The sequence below is a fragment of the Mesorhizobium sp. M0185 genome (genome assembly GCF_040322175.1).
Taxonomy (GTDB): Bacteria; Pseudomonadota; Alphaproteobacteria; order Rhizobiales; family Rhizobiaceae; genus Mesorhizobium.
This window is the reverse complement of the sequence record NZ_JAMYSY010000012.1, coordinates 1-16,985: the sequence shown is the minus strand read 5'-3', so window position 1 is coordinate 16,985 and position 16,985 is coordinate 1. Positions and strand designations below refer to the sequence as shown.

The following is a 16,985-nucleotide window of genomic DNA, read 5'->3' as shown; positions in this document are numbered from 1 at the left end:
AGCAATACGTACGGAATCTTATGATTTTGCGCAAGAATTGAAATGGAACAATCTCAGGCTCCAGATATTGCCTTGACATGATCGAAACGTTTAGATTAGCGTTTGAGGTGTTCGGTGACGACGGAGGGAGGCCGTCCTTGTCATGCAGCACGGCAATTCCATCCCTGCGGAAGGCGCTACGGCGGACGGCTCGGCTATCGTGCTGAGGGCCGAGCACATCTCCAAATCCTTCGGCGGCATCGCAGCACTCGTCGATGTCGGCTTCGAGCTGCGGCGCGGCGAAGTCCATGCGTTGATGGGCGAGAACGGCGCCGGCAAGTCAACGCTGATGAAGATCCTGTCCGGCGTCTACACGGATTATATCGGAACGGTCAGTATCGATGGCCACCCGGTGCGCTTTACCGGCGTCCGCGAGGCCGAGCGCGCCGGCATCGCCATCATCCACCAGGAGCTGAACCTCGTCCCCGAACTCAGCGTCGCCGACAACATTTTTCTCGGCCGCGAGAAGCTGATCGCCGGGCTGATCGTCGACCGCAAGGCGAGCAGCCGCGCTGCCGGCGCGCTCTTGCAAAGGCTCGGCATCGAGCTCGACCCGGATGCGCGGGTCGGTGCCTTGCGCGTCGGCGAACAGCAACTGGTCGAGATCGCCAAGGCGCTGTCGATGTCGGCACGCATTCTGATCATGGACGAGCCGACCTCGGCGCTTTCGCCAGCCGAATGCCAGCGGCTGTTCCGCATCATCCGCCAGCTCGCCGACAGCGGCGTGGCGATCGTCTACATTTCGCACCGCATCGACGAGGTCATGCATCTGGCCAGCCGGGTCACGGTGTTTCGCGATGGACGCCACGTCCTGACGCAGGCGATGGACAAGCTCGACGAAGACGCCATAATTTCGGCGATGGTCGGGCGAAACCTGCTTGCTTCCTCCCAGGAACACCGCATCCCCGGTGGCAACACCGTCCTTTCCGTAAGCGAGCTGTCGCTGTCGAAGCCCAATCGCCATGGCTGGCGCACCGTGCTCGACGGCGTCAGCTTCGATCTTGCCGCCGGAGAAATTCTCGGTATCGGCGGGCTGCTGGGCTCGGGCCGTACCGAAATCCTGGAAACCATCTTCGGGTCCAGCGGCGGACGTGCCGGCGGTGAGATCAGGCTCGATGGCGAGGCAGTAGAAATCCGTTCGCCGCGCGATGCGCGCCGGCTCGGCATCGCCCTGGTCACGGAAGACCGCAAGACGCAAGGCCTGCATCTCGAGGCCTCGATCACCGACAATGTCGCGCTGCCGCTGGTCGGCGCGCTGGCGCGGTTCGGCGTGCGCTCGCTGGCCGGTGAGCAAGGGCTGGCACGGGACGCCGTCAAGGCGCTCGGCATTCGCTGCGAGACCGTCGAGCAGCCGGCCGGCACGCTGTCCGGCGGCAACCAGCAGAAGGTCGTCATCGGCAAATGGCTAGCGACGAGGCCGCGGGTGCTGCTGCTCGACGAGCCGACACGCGGCATCGATGTCGGTGCCAAGCGGGAAATCTACGATCTCATCTTCAAGCTGGCGCGAGACGGGCTGGCGATCGCCGTCATCAGCTCGGAATTGCCGGAGCTGCTGCATCTTTCCGACCGTATCCTGGTCATGGCCGACGGCCGCCAGACGGGAATCCTGTCCCGCGCGCAAGCCAGCGAGGAGGCCATCATGCGGCTTGCGGCGCCGCGACGGACGATGACGAGGCCTGCCGCATGAGCATTTTGCATATCCTGTCCCGGACGAAGCTCTATTGGGGCCTGATCGCCATCTTCCTGATCGGCGTGCTCGGCTCGCCGATCAGCTCCAAGGGCAACAACATCTTCCTGTCCTACGGCAACCTGCTCGATGTGCTGCGCCAGGTGTCGACCACCGGGCTGATTGCCACCGGCATGACTGCGGTGATCATCACCGGCGGTATCGACCTTTCCGTCGGCTCGCTGATGGCTATCTGCACGGTGGTCTGTGCCATGCTGCTGACGGTCCCCGGCGTGACGCCAGCGGTGGTGCTGGGGGTGCCGACAGTTGCCCTGGCAGCCCTTTGCCTCGGCATTCTCGTCACTCGTTTCATCCTGCTGAACATCGAAAAATCCCGCGCCGGCGCGCAGGCCACGCACGACATCAGGTTGGACAGCGTTCGCGGGCTGGTGACGCCCGGCATTGTCGGGGTGATCCTGTGCAGTCTGGTGCTGTGGTTCCTGCTGCCGCAGGTGGGCTCAAAATTCGGCGTGCTCGGCGTGCTGCTGGTGGCGCCTTGCGTCGGCCTGCTGTTCGGCGCGCTCAACGGCTTCATCATCGTCGCCGGGCGGCTGCAGCCCTTCATCGTGACGCTGGCGATGATGGTCACTGCGCTCGGCATCGCCCGGCTGACAGCCGGCCAGAACAATGCGGTGCTGCCGGTCTACACCGGCTCGAATGCCACCGCCGATTTCGAAATGCTGCGCTCGCTGGTATTCGGCGTGATCCCGATGCCGGGCCTGTTCTTCCTCGGCGCCATCCTGATCTACGGCGCCGTGCTGCGCTTCACCCCGTTCGGCCGCTATGTCTATGCGATCGGCGGCAATGAGGAGGCGGCGCGGCTGTCGGGCATCGCCGCAGGCCGCGTGAAGATCGCCACCTATGCCGTGTCAGGGCTGCTGGCCGGAATCGCGGCGGTGCTCTATGTCGCGCAGTACCGGCAAGGCAAGCCGGACGCCGGCGCCGGGCTGGAGCTCGACGCGATTGCCGCCGTGGTCATCGGCGGCACCAGCCTGATGGGCGGACGCGGCAGCCTCACCGGGACGTTCTGCGGCGTGCTGATCTTCGGGCTGCTCTCCAACATCCTGCAGCTGCACAACATCAATTCGAACCTTCAGCTGGTGCTGAAGGGGATGATCATCATCGGTACCGTGCTCGTACAGGAGCGCAGTGCCGGTGATCTTCTCTTCTATCTGCGACTGCCCGGTGGGCAAGCGCACAAGGAAACGGCCGCGGCAAAGCGGCCGTCGCAAGAGACCGCGTCTCTGAATATTGGAGGAAACAAGAAATGAAACGACGTGAATTGTTGAAGCTCGCCGGGCTGACAGCGGCACTCCTGACCACGACCGCCATGCTTGCCGGCGGCGCCCATGCGCAGGACAAGAAGTGGAAGATCGGCTTCTCGCAGGTGACGACCATCGAACCCTGGCGCGCCCAGTTCAACAAGGACATCCTGGCCGAAGCGGCCAAGCATCCGGAAGTCGAGCTGATCATCACCGACGGCGAGGACAAGACCGAGAAGCAGGTTGCCGATGTCGAAAACCTTATCCGTCAGGAGGTCGATGCGCTCTTGGTATCACCGAAAGAATCCGCCGGCCTGACCGGTGTCGTGCAGCAGGCGATCGATGCCAAGATCCCGGTCTTCGTGCTCGACCGCAACGTCGAAACCAACGACTACACGCAGTTCGTCGGCGGCGACAACAAGCTGATCGGCCGGGCTGCCGGTGAATATGCCGTCGAGCTGCTTGGCGGCAAGGGCAAGGCCGCCGGCAACGTCGTCGAGATCTGGGGCGGCATGGGCACCCAGCCGGCACACGACCGCCATGACGGCTTCCATGAATTCACCGACAAGGAGCCAGGCATAAAATACCTGCTCGACCAGCAGTCGGGCGACTGGAAGCAGGACCAGGCCTACAACATCATGGCGACGGCGTTGCGCAACAACGAGAAAATCGATCTTGTCTACGGCCACAATGATCCGATGGCCTATGGCGCCTATCTTGCCGCCAAGGACGTCGGACGTGAGAAGGACATCAAGTTCATCGGCATCGACGGCCTGCCCAATGAAGGCGTGCAGCTGGTCGCCAATGGCGAGCTGACGGCGACGTTCACTTATGTGACGCCGGGCGCCGAAGGGCTGCGGCAGGCGATCAAGTTCCTGAACGGGGAGAAGGTGGAAAAGACTATCACCCTGCCGACGCAGAAGATCACCAAGGAAAATGCCGCCCAGATCCTGAAGGACAACGGCCTCTGAGACGAGGCTTTCCTGCCGGGCGTTCAGCGCCCGGCAGGAACAACAACCAAACGCCGGCAGGCAGCAGATTAAGCCAGCTTGGCCAGCAGCTTCATGAAAATGGCCGCTTCCTTGGCGGAAAGCGGCGCCAGCGTTTCCTGCGTAATCTCACGGGCAAGCGGAATCAGCCGCTCGATCGCGTCGCGCCCCTCGGCGGTCAGATTGACCTGCAGGCGCCGTTTGTCGACTTCGTGTTTGCTAAGTTCGACAAAGCCACGCGCTTTCAGCCGGTCGATGACGCCCTTCACGGTCGCCGCATCCATGGCGATCAGGCTGCCAAGCTGGTTCTGCGAGGTCTCGCCGACGTCGCGCAATTTGGCCAAAGCGGCAAATTGCGGCGGCGTCAGATCGGCGATGTGTGCGGCGAAGATCGAGACATGGCGCTGATGCGCCTTGCGCAGGATGAAGCCGACCTGCTCCTGCAAGCGATAGTCGTTTTCGTCAGGCTCCTCGGCCTCGACCAGCTTGAGCAGATTGTCCTCGGCGCTCACCGCAGCCCATCCCATGCCTTAATGTCCTTGGCCGCCAGCCCACCCATGCGGTCGTGCACGCGCGGGCCGCAGGTCATGGCGAGGCAAAACAGGATCTCGTCGGGACGGGGGCCATCGCTGATGCCGATTTCCATGGCATCGAAATGGCTGCGCACATAGGCGGCGTTGATGTGGCCGAGCGGCACATCGAGCCGCGCGCCGAAGCCGCCGACCTTCTTCGCCGAGGGCACGATCGCCTTGGCGTCGCCGAGCCGTTCGCGCATGGCATAGCCGCCCGGCACATGCCACAGCGCGCCATGCTCCAGCTCGCCCGCCATGCCGACGATGGCGCCCTTGCCGTAACCGTCGATCTGTTTGACGTCGCCGCCCAATGCGGCAATAAGCCTGTCGGAGAGCAGCAGCCCGAGCGGCTTCAAATCCTCCATGGCGCTCTGCAGTTCCTCGACGTAATGGCCGACGAACGGGTTCTTGACCACAGCCATGGCCGCCGCGCGGCGCCGCGGCACCTTCGCCACCGGCCCGCCTTCGTGAAAAATCTCTTCGGTCAGCACGGCGATCTTGCGGATCGGAAACTCAGGCATGAGCAATTTCCCTCTCTAAAACTTTATTGGCGAGCGCCATCGGACCTGCGATGCGCGCCTGACCGCCGAGGAAAAGTGCCGCGGCGGCAATCAGGCCGCGCCGCCGAAACTCCTCGGCAACGGCAAATCCGCCTTCCAGCGCAATAGCGATTTCAGCGGCGGAAAGCAGCCCCACGCCCTGCGTCACCAAACGGTCGCCGAGGTCGCTGTCAGGTGCGAGATCGCGCGCCCGTACGCGCCTAACGGCCGGATGACCGGGCAGGTCGACGGCGTTGGCGATCAAGGTCGCGGCGGCATCGGCTTCAGCACCCGTTCGCGCCAGCACCGTGACCGCGTCGGCGATGCCCAGCGAAAAGGAGCGGCCGCGCCAGCCGCTTGTCGCGACACCGCGGATCCCGTCTTCGGGGCGGATCGTGAGACGATCTGCCAACCCATGACCTGTCCCGGCAATGGCAAGCGTCATCGACTGCGCGTGGCCGAGATAGATCGCGCTGTCGCCGCCATTGTTGACATAGGCGCGCTCGAGCCGGCGGCCGGCAAGCAGCGCGCCAAGCACTTCGTCGGCTACCGAGCCGGCGACGGCCGCCATCGGTGTGATGAATTGTTTCGCTAGCGGAACGACCGCCGCTTCCATGCGGCGCGCCGTCGGGCCAGCGAAAGCACGTGGCCGCGAGGCGGCCGGGCGCCGCAGTTCGGGCAACTCTTCGACCAGTTCGGGCAGGATTGTCTGGAAGCGCGCCACTGCCTGGCGATATGCGGCGCTGCATTCACTCGCCTCGCCGAATGCCTCGACGATCAGGTCGATCGGCCCATGATTGAGATGAAGCCTCCGGCCGTCCTCGAGCCAATGCGCCTGCGGGCCGTTCATCGCCCGGCCCCGTTTGCGGTCGCGCGACGCAACTGCGCCAGCGGCGGCCAGGGATTGTCACGGGGTGCGGCCGTGCCGCGGCGCGGATTGAGATATTCGCCGCCCTTGGCCAGGGTATCGTCGACGCTGCGGATTTCGCCTTCGTAGCCGCCAAGCCTGACATAATCGTCGCGGCGCATGGTGAACTCGATCGGCGCCACCAGCGCCGGGGTCGGCACATAGCCGAAGGCGCCTTCCGGCACGCGGGTGACGTCGACCATCAGCGTGATGCCGCCGCCCGGCCAGACATAGACCGGCGCGCCGCCGACCGTCACATAGGTCGTCAAGCCCTGCACCGAGCGGGTCAGATTGACCGGGTTCTCGGTGACGCCGGCGCGCAGCGAGCCGCCGGCGCCGCCGACGAAAAGCACGGTGCAGAGCGCCGGCTCGCAATTGTCCTCGATCAGTTCGACCGACTTCCGCAGCCGCTCCGGGAACGGTTTCTGGACCGGCTTCAGTTCGTCGTCGAGCTCGTAATAGGCGAATTGCTCGCCGGTGGTCGAGACCATCAGCAGCGACATGCCGGGGCGCGCACCCTTTTTGGCGTTCCATTCACCAAGGATCGACAGCGGGTCGGAAATGCTGGTGCCGCCCCAGCCGAGGCCGGGCTCCGACACCTTGAAATAACGGCCCGGCGTCGAACGGCGGCCGATGATCTTGATGCCGGTATCCTGCCAGCCAAGCACCTTGCCGGCCTGATGCTCGGAGACGACGCCGGTGATGTGGTCATCGACCACCACCACCTCGTCGACAAGGCCGCGCCATTGGGTCGCGAACATGCCTATGGTAGCCGAACCGCAGCCGACGCGCATGCGCTGCTCGAGCTTGCCGTCGATGACCGGCGGCTTGCCGGCTTCGACGATGACGGTGGCGCCGCCGTCGATGACGAGTTCAACCGGTTTGCGGTTGCACAGGGCGAGCATGGCGTCGCAGGTGGCGCGCCCTTCAGCCTTCGAGCCGCCGGTCAAATGATGTACGCCGCCCAGCGACAGCATCTGCGAGCCGTATTCGCCGGTCGTGACATGGCCGATCGCCTCGCCTTGGGCACGGACCGTCGCCGTTTCGGGGCCGATATGACGGTCGGTGTCGATCTTCACCTTGACGCCGCAATAGGAGAAGATGCCCTCGGTGACGACGGTGACCAGATCGACGCCCTCGACCTCCTGGCTGACGATGAAGGGCGCCGGCTTGTAATCGGGATAGGTGGTGCCGGCGCCGATGGCGGTGACGAAGCGGCGGCCGGTGTTGACCAGTTCGCCGTCCCATGCCTCGCCTTCTTCGGCAAAGGGTACGATTGCGGCGCCGGTCTCGGCCGCGTGGTCGAGGATGGTCAGTGGATCCATCCGCACGATCCTGCCGCCAACATTGCCGTAGCGGTCGCAGGCGCCGGTGCGGCCATCGGCGATGTAGCACATGACCGGACAGGCATCGCAGCGGATCTTCTCGGCCACCAGCTTCTCGCCGGGATCATGCGTCTCGAAGCGTTCGGCAAGCTCGCTCATCGGCGCGCCTCCTTGTCGAGGATGGCGGCGCGGATGCGGGTCGGCGTCGCCGGAATTTTGGTGACCAGCACACCGGTGGCGTGGCGGATGGCGTTGAGGATCGCCGGCGCCGTCGGGATCAGCACATGCTCGCCCAAACCCTTGGCGCCGAAGGGTCCTTCCGGATCCGGAACTTCTATCAGGATGGTCTCGATCGGTGGCACGTCGCCGATCGTCGGGATCAGATAATCGTGCAGGTTTTCGGTGCGGCCGGGGATGAATTCCTCCATCAGCGCCATGCCGATGCCCTGGGCGATTCCACCCTCGATCTGGCCCTCTGCCAGTAAAGGGTTGATGGCCTTGCCGACATCGTGAGCGGCGGTGATTTTTATAAGCTTCACGGTGCCGAGCCTGAGGTCGACCTCCAGTTCGGCGATCTGGGCGCCATAGCCATAGACGGCATAAGGCTTGCCCTGGCCCTTGGCATCGAGCGGCAGCGTCGGCGGGTCGTAGCTTTCCTCGGCGCGGAAGACAAAGCCTTCGGCGTCTACCTTCAGCGAGGAAAGATCGATGCGGCGCGTCGCTTCGCCTTCCCCGATGCTCAGACTTGTGCCGTCCAGCGCAATCGCCGCCTTTTCCGAGACATTGGCGAAACGCAAGATCTCATCGCGCAAGGCGCGGCCGGCCTTTTCGGCGGCCTTGCCGGTGACGAAGGTCTGGCGCGAGGCCGATGTCTTGCCGGCGTCGGGGGTGATCGCCGTGTCGGCGCCTTTCAGCCGCAGCTTTTCAAGCGGAAGACCCAACGCGTCGGCGCAGATCTGCGCGATGACAGTGTTCGAACCTTGCCCGATATCGACCGCCCCCTGATGCAGGACGACTTCGCCCGATGCCGAGATGCCGACCTTGATGGTCGACGGATTGGGCAGCGAGGTGTTGCCGCAGCCGTACCAGCAAGAGGCGACGCCGACGCCGCGTTTTTTTTCGCCGCTGCTACGGGCGTTGAACGCGTCGGCGTCAGTTAGGGCACGCCGCCAATGTGAGCGCAGGGCCTCCAGGCAGTCGGCGATGCCGACGCCCGACTCGAGCCGCTGGCCGGTGACTGTTTCGGATCCGTTCCGAAGGCAGTTCTTCAGGCGAAACTCGAGCCGATCCATGCCGAGCCTGTCGGCCAGCTCGTCATAGAGGGTCTCCTGCATGATCGTCGCCTGCGGCACGCCGAAACCGCGAAAGGCGCCGGCAATCGGGCCATTGGTGTGGATGGCGCGGCCTTCGGCGCGATAGTTCGGCGTCGCATAGGGGCCGGAGGCGTGCACCGGCACGCGGTTGGCGACCGTCGGCCCCCAGCTGGCATAGGCGCCGGTGTTGAAATCGCCGGCGAAGACCATGCCGGTGATGCGGCCGTCGGCATCGGCGCCGATGCTCGCTCTCATCTGAGCGGGATGGCGCTTGGTGGTCGAGTTCATCGATTCGGTGCGGCTATAGGCGAGCGCCGCCGGCCGGCCGGTTTTCATGGCGACGAGGCCGATGAGCGGTTGCAGCGAGACGTCGAGCTTGGAGCCGAAGCCGCCGCCGGTGGCGGTCGGCACGATGCGCACCTTTTCCGGGGCAAGGCCGAGCACTTTTGCCGTGTCGTCACGGTCCATATAGGGCGCTTGCGTGCAGGCGACGACGACCAGCGTGTCGCCGTCCATGAAGGCATAGCCGGCTTCCGGTTCGATATAGGCGTGCTCGACATAGGAGGTGTCGATGGCGCCAGAAACGACGAAAGCTGCACCGGCAAGCGCGGCTTCGGGGTCGCCACGCTCGACAAAGCCGGAGGTGAGCAGGTTCGAGGGCCGGTTTTCATGGACCAGTTGCGCACCGCCGGCCTGCGCTTCGCCAGTTTCCAGAAAATGCGGCAACTCGGTCCAACTGACAGGAAAATCGGCAAGGTCGAGATCGAGGATAGCCTCGCGTTCGCCGGCAACCAGCGCCACCGCCTCACCGCGAAAGCGCGAAACCCCTTCGGCCAGCGCCGGCTGGTCGGCGAAGGGCGCGATGACGCCGAAACAATTCTTTCCCGGAATGTCGGCGGCGGTGAAGACGCCGGCAATGCCGGGACGGCATTTCACCCAACTGCCGAGGTCGCCAAAAGTGAAAGCGGCATGATAATGCGGCGAGCGGACCACCAGCACCGACAATGCGTCGGCCGGGAATGAATCACCGCCGAATTTTTCGTCGCCGGTGACTTTCGGCAGGCCATCGAGGCGGATCGGGGAGGAGCCGACGGCATGGCCAGAGGATGGCATGCGCTGATCGAGGCCGTCGGCGTGGCGCCAAGCATCCATCACCGCGGCGACGATCTTGCGGTAGCCGGTGCAGCGGCAGAGCACGCCGCCCAGCGCATCCTGCGTTTCGGCCTCGCTCGGGCAAGGCGTCCTGTCCAGGAGTGCCGTTGCGGCGACCAGCAGGCCGGGCGTGCAGGCGCCGCATTGCGCTGCGCCATGGCTGAGAAACGAGGCCTGCAGCCCCGACAGCCGGCCATTGGCGAGGCCTTCGACGGTCGTCACCACGGTGCCGGAGGCGGAAGCCGCGGGAATCAGGCAGGCGCAGACCGGCTCGCCGTCGACCAGCACCGTGCAGGCGCCGCAATCGCCGGCATCACAGCCGATCTTGGTGCCGGTCAGCCGCAACTCGTCGCGCAGCACCGCGGACAGCCGCCGCACCGGCGGCACGCAAACGCTGACGGCGGCGCCGTTGACTTCGAAGGCGATGTCGACGCGCTCCATGCTCATCAGGCCGCCGCCCTTTCGTCGGGAACAGCGCCCATCGCACCAAGCACAGCGCGGGCGACGATCTCGCGCGCAGCGTCCAGCCGATATTCGGCGCTGCCGCGCACGTCGCCGATCGGCGACAGCTCGTCCATCGGTGCGGATTGGATCGCAGTGGCCAGCGCGCGGCCGACGGGCCGGCCGCGTAGCGCCGCCTCGACACCCGCCAGGCGCCTGGCGACAACCGAGCAGGAACCGACGGCGACGGCCGCGTTCCTGACCATACCATCTTCGACGGCCAGGCGTGCGGCGGCCATGGCGATGGAGATGACGAGGTAACGCCGCGCGCCGAGTTTCACGAAGGCGGAGCTGCCGGCGGTCGCGGATTTGGGAATGCGGATTGCCGTGACCATTTCGCCGGGCTGCAGTGCGGTGCGACGGTTGCCGAGGATGAATTCTGCAAGGGGCAGATGCCGGGTCGCCACAGCGGAACGCAGTTCGACTTCGGCATCGAGCACCAGCAGTGCCGGCACGCCGTCGGCGGCCGGCGAGGCGTTGCAGAGATTGCCGGCAATCGAGGCAACGTTCTGGATCTGCACCGAGCCGACTTCCCGCGCCGCCTGCTTCAGCGCGTCGAAAGCCGCCGGCAGAGGATGGCGGACAAGATCGGTCCAGGTGGTGCGCGCGCCGACGAGCCAATGGTTTTCGGCTTCGGCAATGCCGCGCAATGCCACCAGGCCATTGATATCGAGGACATTGTCGCGGAAAGGCTTGCTGCCCTGTGCCGGATAGAAGTCGGTGCCGCCGGCGAGGATGCGCCATTGCCCTTCGCCCAGCAAAGCGAGGGCGTCGTCGACCGTGGTGGGTTTTGCGTAACGGATCACGCTTTGCCTTCCCAGAATGGGCTTCCCGAGAGGGGATCCTGCCGAAAGATTTTCCCGAGCATTCAAGGCAGGAAATTCATTCGTATGCAAATGATATCAAGCCGGCAGGAATTGTCAAAGCCAGAGTTTGCACGACTGTTGGCACCGGTGCACCCGGAATGCATTTGTTATGCCATGAGAGGTTGACGCAGCCGGCCATCTGGTCAAGTTTCTGCGTCCGGTCGCGTTTTTATTGGAGCCTAAGCTCAAGACCAAGAAAATAAGGAGGCTCCATGGCCGACGAAGCGCTTGTCGTTATCGACCTGCAGAACGATTTCTGCCCGGGTGGCGCCCTTGAAGTGGCCGGTGGCGACGAAATCGTGCCGTTGGTCAATGACCTAATCCGGCGGACCGAGCACGTCCTGCTGACGCAGGACTGGCACCCTGCCGGCCATTCGAGCTTTGCCTCCAGCCACCCCGGCAAGCACCCGTTCGAAACGATCGACGTGCCTTATGGCCACCAGACGCTGTGGCCGGATCACTGCATCCAGGGCAGCCTGGGATCGGATTTCCATTCGGGCCTCGCCTGGAGCAAGGCCGAGCTGGTGATCCGCAAGGGGTTCCGTCCTGCGATCGACAGCTATTCCGCATTCTTCGAGAACGACCGGACGACGCCGACCGGCCTTGCCGGCTATCTCCGGGATCGGAACATCGAGACGCTGACCCTGGTCGGCCTGGCGACGGATTTCTGCGTCGCCTTTTCGGCGCTCGACGCGGTCAAGCTCGGTTTTGAGACGTCCGTGCGGCTCGACGCCTGCCGCGGCATCGATCTCAACGGCTCCGTGGAGAGGATGCTGGGCCGGATGCGCGATGCCGGCGTGACACTGATTTGAACGTCATCCAGCCGAACCTGACAGACTTTTGAGGGGCTTCATGCGGTTTGCGGCGTTGACGGCAAGTGCTGCACCTATTGCAGCAATCTTTTCTCCGAGAGCGGTTCTCGCGGCCGAAGCGCACGAATTGCCGGGCGCCGCCATGTCGCTTTGGTGGGTGCTGCCGTTTGCCGGGCTATTGCTTTGCATCGCGACCGGCCCGCTGCTGTTCCATCATGCTTGGGAGCACCATTACGGCAAGATCGCTGCCTTCTGGGCAGCGTTGGTGATCGGGCCGCTGGCCATCGCCTTCGGCATCCCGTCCGCCACGCAGGCGGTGCTGCATGCGCTGCTTACGGAATACATGTCGTTCATCATCCTGCTGTTTGCGCTGTTCACCATTTCGGGCGGTATCTTCGTTGCCGGCAACATACACGGCACGCCGCTGGTCAATGCCGGGTTGTTGCTGGGAGGGGCGCTGCTTGCCTCGATCATTGGCACAACCGGCGCCTCGATGATCCTGATCCGGCCGCTCATCCGCGCCAACGACAACCGGCGCTTCAACGCCCATGTCGTCATCTTTTTCATCTTCCTGGTGTCCAACATCGGCGGGTCGCTAACGCCGCTGGGCGATCCGCCGCTGTTCGTCGGCTTTCTGCGCGGCGTCGATTTCTTCTGGACGACAGTTCACCTGCTGCCCGAGACGCTGTTCGTCGCCGGCGTGGTGCTGGCTGTTTTCCTGGCGATCGACATCATCATGCATCGCCGGGAGGAAGGCGCGCCGAAAATCAAGGATCCGACGCCCGACAGCAAGGTGCGCATTCGCGGCCTGGCCAACATCCCGCTGCTGGCCGGCGTAATCGCCGCGATCCTGATTTCCGCTGCCTGGAAGCCGGGAGTGAGTTTCTCATTTCAAGGCGTCAGCCTCGAGCTGCAGAATCTGGTGCGCGACGCCGCCATCCTGATACTGGCCTTCACTTCGCTTGTCGTCTCGCCGAAGGAGTTTCGCGGCGCAAACGCCTTCAACTGGGGGCCGATTGCCGAGGTGGCGAAGCTGTTCGCCAGCATCTTCATCTGCATCGTGCCGGTCGTCGCCATATTGCGGGCCGGGCTCGACGGCGCGCTGGCGCCGTTGGTGCTGCTGGTCAGTTCGCCGACCGGCGCGCCGGACAACCTTGCCTATTTCTGGCTGACCGGAGCGCTGTCGTCCTTCCTCGACAATGCGCCGACCTATCTGGTGTTCTTCGAGCTGGCTGGCGGCGATGCGCAGCATCTGATGACCGAGCTCGCCTCGACGCTGGCGGCGATCTCGGCAGGCGCGGTGTTCATGGGCGCCAACACCTATGTCGGCAATGCGCCGAATTTCATGGTCTATGCCATTGCCAGGCATCGCGGCATCAAGATGCCAAGCTTCTTTGGCTATATGGCATGGTCGGGCGCGGTGCTGATCCCGACATTCCTGCTTGCCGGCTTGCTGTTCTTTGCCTGATCATCCGACGCCGACATAGCGACGGACCGCGGAGGGATCGGAACGCAGTTCCTCGACATCGACCGTCTCGCGGTCGCGGCCGTTTTCGATGAAACAAACGCGGTCTGCGACCGACAGCACGGCATCGACGCGCTGCTCGACAAGAATTGTCGACACGCCAAGCGCACGCAGCTTCGACACGGTTTCGCGGATCTTGGCGATCATTGACGGCATCAGCCCTTCGGTCGGTTCGTCGAGCAGGAGCACCTGCGGTTCCAGACACAGGGCGCGGGCCATGGCCAGCATCTGCTGCTCGCCGCCGGATAGCGTGCCCGAACGCTGCCTGAGGCGCTGGCGCAACAGCGGGAAGAGATCGAGCACGTTTTCGCGCGTCGCCTTGCCCTTGTTGCGGGCCATCAGGCCGATATCGATATTTTCCGCCACCGTCATCTCGGCAAACAGCCGCCGGCCCTGCGGCACGTAGGCGACGCCGGCCTTGGGCACCTCGTGCGCCGGCAAGCCGCTCAATTCCCGCCCTTCGAGCCTGATCGAGCCGGAGCTTACCGGCACCAGGCCCATGATTGCCTTCAGCGTCGTCGTCTTGCCGGCGCCGTTGCGGCCGAACAGGCAGAGCACTTCGCCCTCGTTCAAGACAAGATCGAGGCCATAGAGCACCTGGACCTCGCCATAGAAGCAGTCGACCCCGGAGATCGTCAGTGCCTTGGACTGGGCCTCAGCCATGGGTCGTCCCCAGATAGGCGTCCTGCACCGCGGCATTGGCGCGGATCTGCTCGGGCGTGCCTTCAGCCAAGATCCTGCCGGCGTTGAAGACGGTGATGCGGTCGGCGAGCCGCATGACCACCGGCATGTTGTGCTCGATCAAAAGCACGGTGGCGCTATCGGCGATCTCGCGCACCAGCTCGATGAAATTGTCGATCTCGCTGTCGGCAAGCCCTTGCGTCGGTTCGTCGAGGATCAGCAGCCGCGGCTTCAGTGCCAGTCCCATTGCCACTTCCAGCAACCGCTGGTGACCGTAGGACAATTGCCCGGCAGGCATTTGCGCCCGGTCGGCAAGGCCGGTGCGCTCGAGCGCCGCCATGACGCCGGTGTGAACCGCGCCCTTCGAACGGCCATCGGTCAGCGTGCGCTGGACCGGCAGGGCGACATTGTCGTAGGCGCTGAGATTGGCAAAGACGCTGGTGATCTGGAAAGTATAGGCGATGCCAAGGCGAACCCTGGCGTAGGCAGGCAGGCTGGTGATATCGGCGCCGTCAAAGATGATCGTGCCCGACGAGGACTGGATGCGGCCGCTGACCAGGCTGACGAGGGTGGTCTTGCCGGCGCCGTTGGGGCCGATGATGGCGCGAATCTCGCCCGGTATCAGCGCGAAGTCGACGCCGTCGACGGCACGCAAGCCGCCGAAACTGCGCGACAGGCCTTTGGTGGTGAGCAGCGGCATCATGGCAACCACCCGAGCCAGCGCTGGCGGATGCTGCCGAGAATGCCTCTCGGGAAGAACAGCACCAGCAGGATGAGCGCTATGCCGACGATCAGCAGATAGGCCGAGGTGTAGCCGCTGGCGACGTCGATGACATAATACATGAACAGCGTGCCGATCAGCGGACCGAGCGTGGTGGCGGCACCGCCCAGCAGCACCCAGAGCAGCGGCAGGATGGAATATTGCACCGAAGCGAAGCTCGAGCCGACATAGCCGAACAGCAGCGCATAGGCCGCGCCGGAAGCCGCGCAGATGCTGCCTGAGATGACGACGGCGGCGAGCTTGTTGGAAAATGTATCGTAGCCAAGCATTTTGGTCCGCTCTTCGTTCTCGCGGATGGCGACCAGCACGCGACCGTAGCCGGAGCGGACTATCGCCAGGCTTATGAGCAGCACGATCGAGAACAGTGCCAACGCGCTCATATAGCGCACGGTCGGGTTGGTGAGGTCGAGCGACGTGCTGCCCAGGACAAGGACACGCATCGGCTGCGGCACGACCATGCCCTGGTCGCCACCGGTCCAGGCAGCGAAATAGAGGATGACGAGATAGAATACCTGCGCGAACATCATAGTGACGATCATGAAGGCGACGCCGGAGGTGCGCAGCGCCAGCAGCCCGATCACCAGCGCGAGAAGCGCGCCGCAGGCAAGCCCGGCTGCGAAGGCGGCCGGCACGCTCCAGCCGAGATGGATGACGGCAAGGCCGGCGCCATAGAGCCCGGCTGAAAAGAACATGGCATGGCCGAGGCTGAGCAGCCCGACATAGCCGAACAGCAGATTGTAGCCCATGGCGAAGACCGCCAGCACCATGATGCGGGCGAGCAGGCCGTGATGGTATTCCGGCAGGACGAAGCTAAGCCCGAAAAGCAGGGCGATGACGCCGAGGTGCAGCGCATATGGCTTTGCCGGCGAAGCATCCTTCATCGTGATGTCGTCCCGAACAGGCCCTGCGGCCGGAACACCAGCACCATGGCGACGAGCAAGGTGGCGATGATCTTGGCCAGCGTCGGTGAGAAGAACACCGAGATGATGCCGTCGGAAAGGCCGATCAGCACCGCGGCGACGACCGTGCCGCGCAGCGAGCCGAGGCCGCCGATGATGACGACGATGAACGACAGCAACAGCGGGTCCTGTCCCATCAGATAGTGGGCCTGGCTGATCGGCACGATCAGCACCGCGGCGACAGCAGCCAGCATGGCGCCGAGCGCGAAAACACCGGCATAGACTCTGGTCACCGGGATGCCGAAGGCCTGCGCCGTCTCGCTGTCATATTGCGTGGCGCGCATGACGAGGCCGATTTTCGTGCGCGTCAGCACCAGCCAGGTCGCGACCAGCAGCAGCGCCGACGCGGCGATGATTGACAGCTTGTACCCGGAATAACCGAACCACGGCAGGAGGATGCGGTAGCTGAACGGCGGCTCCACCGGCCGCGCCTCCGGGCCGTAGAAGGTCAGCGCCAGTTGCTGGATGATGTAGAGCATGCCGATGGTGGCGACGATGGTGGCTTCCGGATTGTAGTTGAGCCGGCGCAGCACCAGCCGTTCGGCGAGCAGCGCGATCAGGCCGACGATCAGCGGCGCCAGCACCAGGGCGGCCAGGAAGCCGAGCGCCGGATGGCCGGATATCGCCGTTGAGATCGCCCAGGCAAGCACCGCGCCCAGCATGAAGAACTCGCCATGCGCGACATTGACGACGCGCATGACGCCGAACACCAGCGACAGGCCAAGCGCCGTCAGCGCCAGCACGGCGGAGGTGACGAGGCCTTCGAGGGCGGCGAGGAGAAGGTGGGGTCCGAAGTGCATCGGCTAAGCACCGGCGGATGCGCGAAGCACCCCCCTCTGGCCTGCCCTCTTTGCCAAAACTTGGCATCTCCCCCTCGAGGCGAGAGATTGGCTGTCATCACCGCTTTCGCCAATCGTCGAGGTCGGAAAGCGGCCGCCTTCGCAGGAACTGCCAATCTCCCCCCTGTTTGGACCGGAGACATCGCGAACAGGTGTGCGAGGACATCGCGAACAGTTTCCCACCCTATCTGTTGCTT

General features: G+C 64.4%; 15 protein-coding genes. 5 read left to right on the top strand and 10 right to left on the bottom strand.

The genetic code is table 11. The features are described 5' to 3' along the window. The first annotated feature begins 142 nt into the window (after window positions 1–142). From NKJ20_RS12100 to NKJ20_RS12090, 3 genes are read left to right on the top strand one after another with little or no spacing between them, the layout of a single operon-like run. A complete protein-coding gene (locus NKJ20_RS12100; RefSeq protein WP_352455948.1) occupies window positions 143–1,726 on the top strand; it encodes a sugar ABC transporter ATP-binding protein in 1,584 nt (527 codons plus the stop codon). After that, window positions 1,723–3,036, top strand: a complete 1,314-nt coding sequence (locus NKJ20_RS12095) for an ABC transporter permease (RefSeq protein WP_023676963.1) — start codon at window positions 1,723–1,725, stop codon at window positions 3,034–3,036. Before NKJ20_RS12100 ends, NKJ20_RS12095 begins: the two co-directional genes overlap by 4 nt. Beyond that, on the top strand, window positions 3,033–3,998 hold the full coding sequence (locus NKJ20_RS12090) for a substrate-binding domain-containing protein (RefSeq protein ID WP_254815861.1): 966 nt from the start codon (window positions 3,033–3,035) through the stop codon (window positions 3,996–3,998). Before NKJ20_RS12095 ends, NKJ20_RS12090 begins: the two co-directional genes overlap by 4 nt. Before the next feature lie 68 nt (window positions 3,999–4,066). Here NKJ20_RS12090 and NKJ20_RS12085 read toward each other — a convergent pair whose 3' ends face one another. Genes NKJ20_RS12085 through NKJ20_RS12060 form a run of 6 tightly spaced genes read right to left on the bottom strand, consistent with a single transcriptional unit; the run spans window position 4,067 to window position 11,131 of the window. Continuing rightward, window positions 4,067–4,528, bottom strand: coding sequence for a MarR family winged helix-turn-helix transcriptional regulator (locus tag NKJ20_RS12085; RefSeq protein ID WP_352540033.1), 462 nt, complete (start codon window positions 4,526–4,528; stop codon window positions 4,067–4,069). Continuing rightward, window positions 4,525–5,109, bottom strand: coding sequence for an amino acid synthesis family protein (locus NKJ20_RS12080; protein WP_352744252.1), 585 nt, complete (start codon window positions 5,107–5,109; stop codon window positions 4,525–4,527). Before NKJ20_RS12080 ends, NKJ20_RS12085 begins: the two co-directional genes overlap by 4 nt. Then, on the bottom strand, window positions 5,102–5,977 hold the full coding sequence (locus tag NKJ20_RS12075) for a UPF0280 family protein (RefSeq protein ID WP_352744250.1): 876 nt from the start codon (window positions 5,975–5,977) through the stop codon (window positions 5,102–5,104). Before NKJ20_RS12075 ends, NKJ20_RS12080 begins: the two co-directional genes overlap by 8 nt. Next, window positions 5,974–7,518: a 6-hydroxynicotinate reductase gene (locus NKJ20_RS12070; RefSeq protein ID WP_352744248.1), complete on the bottom strand. Its 1,545-nt coding sequence runs from the start codon at window positions 7,516–7,518 to the stop codon at window positions 5,974–5,976. Before NKJ20_RS12070 ends, NKJ20_RS12075 begins: the two co-directional genes overlap by 4 nt. Next, entirely contained in the window at window positions 7,515–10,271 is a 2,757-nt protein-coding gene (locus NKJ20_RS12065; RefSeq protein WP_352744245.1) for a molybdopterin-dependent oxidoreductase, read from the bottom strand. The genes NKJ20_RS12070 and NKJ20_RS12065 overlap by 4 nt, the downstream gene beginning before the upstream one ends. Further along, window positions 10,271–11,131 (bottom strand): FAD binding domain-containing protein, encoded by an 861-nt coding sequence (locus tag NKJ20_RS12060; protein WP_352744243.1) that lies wholly within the window; start codon window positions 11,129–11,131, stop codon window positions 10,271–10,273. Before NKJ20_RS12060 ends, NKJ20_RS12065 begins: the two co-directional genes overlap by 1 nt. Before the next feature lie 272 nt (window positions 11,132–11,403). Between NKJ20_RS12060 and pncA the strand changes: the two genes are divergently transcribed. Continuing rightward, window positions 11,404–12,003: a bifunctional nicotinamidase/pyrazinamidase gene (gene pncA / locus NKJ20_RS12055; protein WP_023676971.1), complete on the top strand. Its 600-nt coding sequence runs from the start codon at window positions 11,404–11,406 to the stop codon at window positions 12,001–12,003. 40 nt (window positions 12,004–12,043) lie between these two features. Beyond that, complete coding sequence (locus NKJ20_RS12050) at window positions 12,044–13,471, top strand: sodium:proton antiporter (protein ID WP_352744242.1); 1,428 nt, start codon at window positions 12,044–12,046, stop codon at window positions 13,469–13,471. Here the strand turns inward: NKJ20_RS12050 and NKJ20_RS12045 are convergent, their stop codons facing one another. The 4 genes from NKJ20_RS12045 to NKJ20_RS12030 are packed head-to-tail and all read right to left on the bottom strand — an operon-like array spanning window position 13,472 to window position 16,749. Then, window positions 13,472–14,191, bottom strand: coding sequence for an ABC transporter ATP-binding protein (locus NKJ20_RS12045; RefSeq protein ID WP_352744239.1), 720 nt, complete (start codon window positions 14,189–14,191; stop codon window positions 13,472–13,474). After that, on the bottom strand, window positions 14,184–14,912 hold the full coding sequence (locus tag NKJ20_RS12040; RefSeq protein WP_352744238.1) for an ABC transporter ATP-binding protein: 729 nt from the start codon (window positions 14,910–14,912) through the stop codon (window positions 14,184–14,186). Before NKJ20_RS12040 ends, NKJ20_RS12045 begins: the two co-directional genes overlap by 8 nt. Beyond that, on the bottom strand, window positions 14,909–15,871 hold the full coding sequence (locus NKJ20_RS12035; RefSeq protein ID WP_023676975.1) for a branched-chain amino acid ABC transporter permease: 963 nt from the start codon (window positions 15,869–15,871) through the stop codon (window positions 14,909–14,911). The genes NKJ20_RS12040 and NKJ20_RS12035 overlap by 4 nt, the downstream gene beginning before the upstream one ends. After that, the gene (locus NKJ20_RS12030; protein WP_352455934.1) at window positions 15,868–16,749 is read right to left on the bottom strand and encodes a branched-chain amino acid ABC transporter permease; all 882 of its coding nucleotides are present in this window, start codon (window positions 16,747–16,749) and stop codon (window positions 15,868–15,870) included. The genes NKJ20_RS12035 and NKJ20_RS12030 overlap by 4 nt, the downstream gene beginning before the upstream one ends. Window positions 16,750–16,985: the final 236 nt, after the last annotated feature.